Below are 848 nucleotides of genomic sequence, written 5' to 3' on the forward strand. Positions count from 1 at the left end.
GGTTCTAGGGCGTGTCATCAATTAGCATAGATATTTCAGAATAAGCTATACTTAGATCGTATTTAGGAATTTGAGCTCAATGACTATGACAAGACGACATGCCCTACGTGATGACCAATGGGAGAGAATTAAAGACATTCTACCTGGTAAACCAAGTGACGTTGGTGTTACTGCAAAGGATAACCGCTTGTTCGTAGAAGCGGTTCTGTACCGTTACAAGACCGGCATACCTTGGCGTGACCTACCTGAACGCTTTGGCGACTTCAGAGTGATTCATACTCGTTTTAGTCGCTGGTCAAAAAAAGGCGTATGGAAGCAGGTTTTTAACCAACTCTCTGAACAATCCGATGACGAATATGCCATGCTAGATGCCACGATTGTTAAAGCCCACCAGCACAGTGCTGGAAAAAAAGGGATCAAGCCATTGGACGCAGCAAAGGTGGACTGACGACTAAAATACATACTCGTACAGATGCGCTAGGCAATCCTACTGGCTTTTATCTAACAGGTGGCGCAGCTCATGACCTGTGTGGCTCAGATGAATTGCTCGATGTCAGTATTAGCCAAACGTGGCTTGCCGATAAAGCTTACGATGCTGATGCCCGCGTTATTGAACCGATTAAAGCAGTGCAAGGTAATGCAGTTATACCATCTAAGTGTCATCGGCTGCAGCCAAGAGACTTCGATAAAGAGCTTTATAAAGCGAGGCACCTAATAGAGAACTTCTTTGCCAAGATTAAGCAGTATCGTGCGATTGCCACTCGCTATGATAAGTTAGCCAGTCATTTCCTTAGTGCCATTCACTTAGTTTCTTGTGTCGTTTGGCTTAATTGATGACACGCCCTAGT

1 pseudogene is annotated in these 848 nt (G+C 44.7%); it reads left to right on the forward strand.

Going from position 1 to position 848, the window contains the following annotated elements:
* The first annotated feature begins 85 nt into the window (after nt 1–85).
* Nucleotides 86–834, forward strand: a pseudogene (locus JMX89_RS12760) (IS5 family transposase).
* The last annotated feature ends 14 nt before the right edge of the window (nt 835–848 follow it).

It is taken from the genome of Psychrobacter sp. DD43 (assembly GCF_904846555.1).
Classification (GTDB): domain Bacteria; phylum Pseudomonadota; class Gammaproteobacteria; order Pseudomonadales; family Moraxellaceae; genus Psychrobacter; species Psychrobacter cryohalolentis.